General features: G+C 65.6%; 3 protein-coding genes and 1 pseudogene. 3 read left to right on the top strand and 1 reads right to left on the bottom strand.

The annotated features are described in order from the left end of the window. Positions 1-931 (top strand): FGGY-family carbohydrate kinase (locus EN780_RS30720; RefSeq protein ID WP_245500175.1); only part of this gene is annotated, 931 nt, incomplete at its 5' end. 75 nt (positions 932-1,006) lie between these two features. Then, positions 1,007-1,609, top strand: a complete 603-nt coding sequence (locus EN780_RS30715) for a hypothetical protein (protein WP_128276158.1) — start codon at positions 1,007-1,009, stop codon at positions 1,607-1,609. Here the strand turns inward: EN780_RS30715 and EN780_RS30710 are convergent. After that, on the bottom strand, positions 1,599-2,561 hold the full coding sequence (locus EN780_RS30710; RefSeq protein WP_127282597.1) for a sugar-binding transcriptional regulator: 963 nt from the start codon (positions 2,559-2,561) through the stop codon (positions 1,599-1,601). The two genes, EN780_RS30715 and EN780_RS30710, sit on opposite strands and share 11 nt — an antisense overlap. 216 nt (positions 2,562-2,777) lie before the next feature. Here EN780_RS30710 and EN780_RS30705 point away from each other — a divergent pair. Next, positions 2,778-3,213: pseudogene (locus tag EN780_RS30705) on the top strand (ABC transporter permease); the annotation flags it as partial.

Below are 3,213 nucleotides of genomic sequence, written 5' to 3'. Positions count from 1 at the left end.
GACCGGTACCTGGCAGCCCCGCCTGGTCGAGGCCGCCGGGTTGCGGCCGGAGCATCTGCCGGAGCTGGTCGGGCCGGGAGAAACCTGCGGCGGGCTTTCCGAAATCATCGCATCGGCAACGGGGCTGAAAGCCGGCACGCCCATCATCGCCGGCGCCGGCGACGGCCAGGCGATGGGCCTCGGCATGGGCGTCCATGGTCCCGGCAAGAGCTATCTCTCGCTGGGCTCGGGCGTCGTCAGCGGCAGTTATTCCGGCACGGTCACGACATCGGACGCGTTCCGCACGCTGGTCTCACCGACCGGCTCCGGCTTCATGCTGGAGACGGTGCTGCGCTCGGGCATGCAGCTGGTCGACTGGATCGTGCGCACCACCGGTGCACCCTCCGCCGCCATCCTGGAGAAGGCCGCGATGGAGCTGCCCGCAGGCAGCGACGGCCTGCTGGTCATGCCGTACTGGGCCGGCGTCATGAGCCCGTACTGGGATGGTGCTGCGCGCGGCGCCATTGTCGGCCTGTCGCTCGACCATGAGCCAAGACATCTCTTCCGCGCGGTGCTGGAAGGCATCGCCTTCGAGCAGGCGATCGCCACCGATGCGATGGAGGCGCAGACCGGCAAGGCAGAGGCGATGATCGCGGCCGGCGGCGGCACCAATTCGACGTTGCTGATGCGGATCATGGCGAGCGTGCTGGAACGGCCGCTCTCCGTTTCGCCGGTCAACGAGGCGGCCGCACTCGGTGCCGCCATGCTGGCGGCCTCGGCGATCGGATGGTTCGGTTCGCCGGAGGACGCCGCCAAGGCGATGGCCGCGCCACCGGCAAGACAGGTCGATCCGGTCGAGGCGCTGGTGCCGGTCTATCGCGCGCGCAAGGCAATTTACCGCGACCTCTATCATGCGACGCGCGACATCCACGCGCGGCTGGGCGCGGCCTGAAGCCTGTGTGAACCGACGCATATTGCGTCTTGCCCTGCTGGTGATACGCTCCCGGCGCGCGGCGGACGATTGCTCATGACGACAGCCCTTCATCATGCGGCCTGGCTTGTTGCGCTGGCGGCAATGCCCGTGCCGGCGCTTGCAGGCGACAAACCCGCGTTCGAGCTTTCGCTCGACATCGACCAGGACGGCACGATGGACCGCGCCGTGGTGATCCAGGACGATGGTCCAGCCGAGCTCTACGTCTATCTGGGGACGGGAGCGGAAAAGCCCGGTCCTTCGCGAAAACCTAACTTCGTCAGGAAAGCGCTGACCGAGGACCGCATCATCGATCTCGAAGCCAAGGGCAAGGGATCGCTGGCGATCACCTCCTGCTTCGGCTGCGGCGCCAGCAAATCGACGGAAGAGACGCTGACCGTCGTCTATCGCCACGGCCAATTCATGGTCGGCGGCTACAGCCGGAGCTGGGACTGGGGCAACCGGACGTCCGATGACACCGTCGATACGATCCAGGGCGACTGCGACATCAACTACCTAACCGGCAAGGGCACCGTCTCCAAGGACCTCGAGGAAAGCAGGCCGATCAAGGGAAATTTCAAGCCCGTGCTGCTGAAAGACTGGTCTTACGAGAAGCGCCCCAAGGCCTGCGACTTTCTAGCCGGCTGGACTAGCGACTGAGCAGGCCCTTGGCCGCGTCCTCGTCGGTGATCAGCACCGAGACCCTGGTGTTGGCAAGCGCGGCGCGCATGACGGCCACCTTGTCCTGTCCTCCCGAAACCAGGATGATCGACGGAATATCGGAGAGATCCTGCAGCGGATAGGCGCAGACGCGGCGGTTGACCTCATGGTCGACGGGGCGTCCCTCGGCGTCGATGAAGTAGCAGAGGATGTCGCCGACGGCGCCGGCCGCCTGCAATTCCTCGAGTTCGCTCGGCTTGATGAAGCCGTAATTGGCGATCGGGCTATTGCCCGAGAAGGCGCCGACGCTGAGCACGGCGATATTGGCGCGCCGGGCGCGGAAGACAACGTCCTGGACGCTGCGCTGGCTCATGAAGGCATCGCGCTGCTCCGGCCTGTCGGCATAGACCGGCACCGGCAGCAGATAGCATTCGGCGCCGATCTTCTCGGCGAACTCCCAGGCGCTCTCGGTCGGGTTGAGCGGCTGCGCATGGGTAAGACCGCCGAGCATCGAAACCACCGTAGTCCTGGCGATCGGCCGTCGGGGCAGTTCGTTGATGGCGAACTTCAGCGTTCGGCCCCAGCCCAGCGCGATGACATCGCCGGGATTGACGTTGTCGGCCAGATAGGTTGCCGCGGCATGGCCGATCATCAGCGGCGCGTTGGTCCTGTCGGCGGCTGAAGGCACGACCACCGCCTGGCTCAAGCCAAAACGCTGCTTCAGGCTTTCCTCGAGCTGCACGCATTCGACGACGCTGTCGCGGATACGGAACTGGACCACGCCTTCCTCACGGGCGGCAGAGAGGATGCGATGCACCTTGATGCGGCCGATGCCGAGGATCTCGGAGATGCGCTCCTGGGTCAGGCCCTCGACATAATAGTGCCAGGCGGCGCGGGCCTTGAGCTCGGCATCCGGGAAGCGCGAGGCCTTCTCGTTCTCGATCACCGCCATCCTCGTGCCCCTCCGCATTTCCCTTGGCCCTCCCTAGGCCAATCCGTCGGGTGGCGCAAACCGCCGCCGAATGCGTCCGCGGCACTTGACAATTTTCTGATGAACAGATTAGCTGAACAAAATTGCATATCAAAGATAAATTGTTCACAAGGGAGGATGCCTGGTGAACAAGAGCGGACGGCAGCGCATCGCCGGTTCGCCGACGGAGGAGACAAGGTGGCTGTGAGCAATGATGCAAGCGAGCTGAAGGCCGCGGCCGGCGCGCAGGGCGCGACGGGCACGAAGCTTTCGGTGCTGTTCGCCGGAACCATGGGGCCGCTGATCGGGCTGGCGCTTCTGTGCCTGGCGCTGACGCTGACAACCGACACCTTCCTGACGGTGCGCAACATCCTCAACGTGCTCGACCAGATCACCGTGCTCGGCATCATGGCGATCGGCATGACGCTGGTCATCCTGATCGGCGGCATCGACCTTTCGGTCGGCTCGGTGCTGGCGCTGGCCGCCATGGTGATGGGCTACATCGCCCACCCCGACTATCTCAATCTCGGCGTGCCGGCGGGCGTCGTGGCGGCGCTCGTCGTCGCCGGCCTCTGGGGGCTCGTGTCGGGGCAGCTTGGTCATCGTCACCAGCAGCCCCGACACGAGCCCGCAG

The organism is Mesorhizobium sp. M4B.F.Ca.ET.089.01.1.1 (assembly GCF_004022605.1).
In the GTDB taxonomy this organism is placed as follows: Bacteria; Pseudomonadota; Alphaproteobacteria; order Rhizobiales; family Rhizobiaceae; genus Mesorhizobium; species Mesorhizobium abyssinicae.
Note: the sequence above shows the minus strand (reverse complement) of the source record. Positions and strands in the feature narration are given on the sequence as shown.

What these genes read in the sequence shown, in the direction of transcription:
- EN780_RS30715 (WP_128276158.1), top strand. Translation starts at nt 1,007, where the DNA reads ATGACGACAGCCCTTCATCATGCGGCCTGGCTTGTTGCGCTGGCGGCA.
- EN780_RS30710 (WP_127282597.1), bottom strand. Translation starts at nt 2,561, where the DNA reads ATGGCGGTGATCGAGAACGAGAAGGCCTCGCGCTTCCCGGATGCCGAG.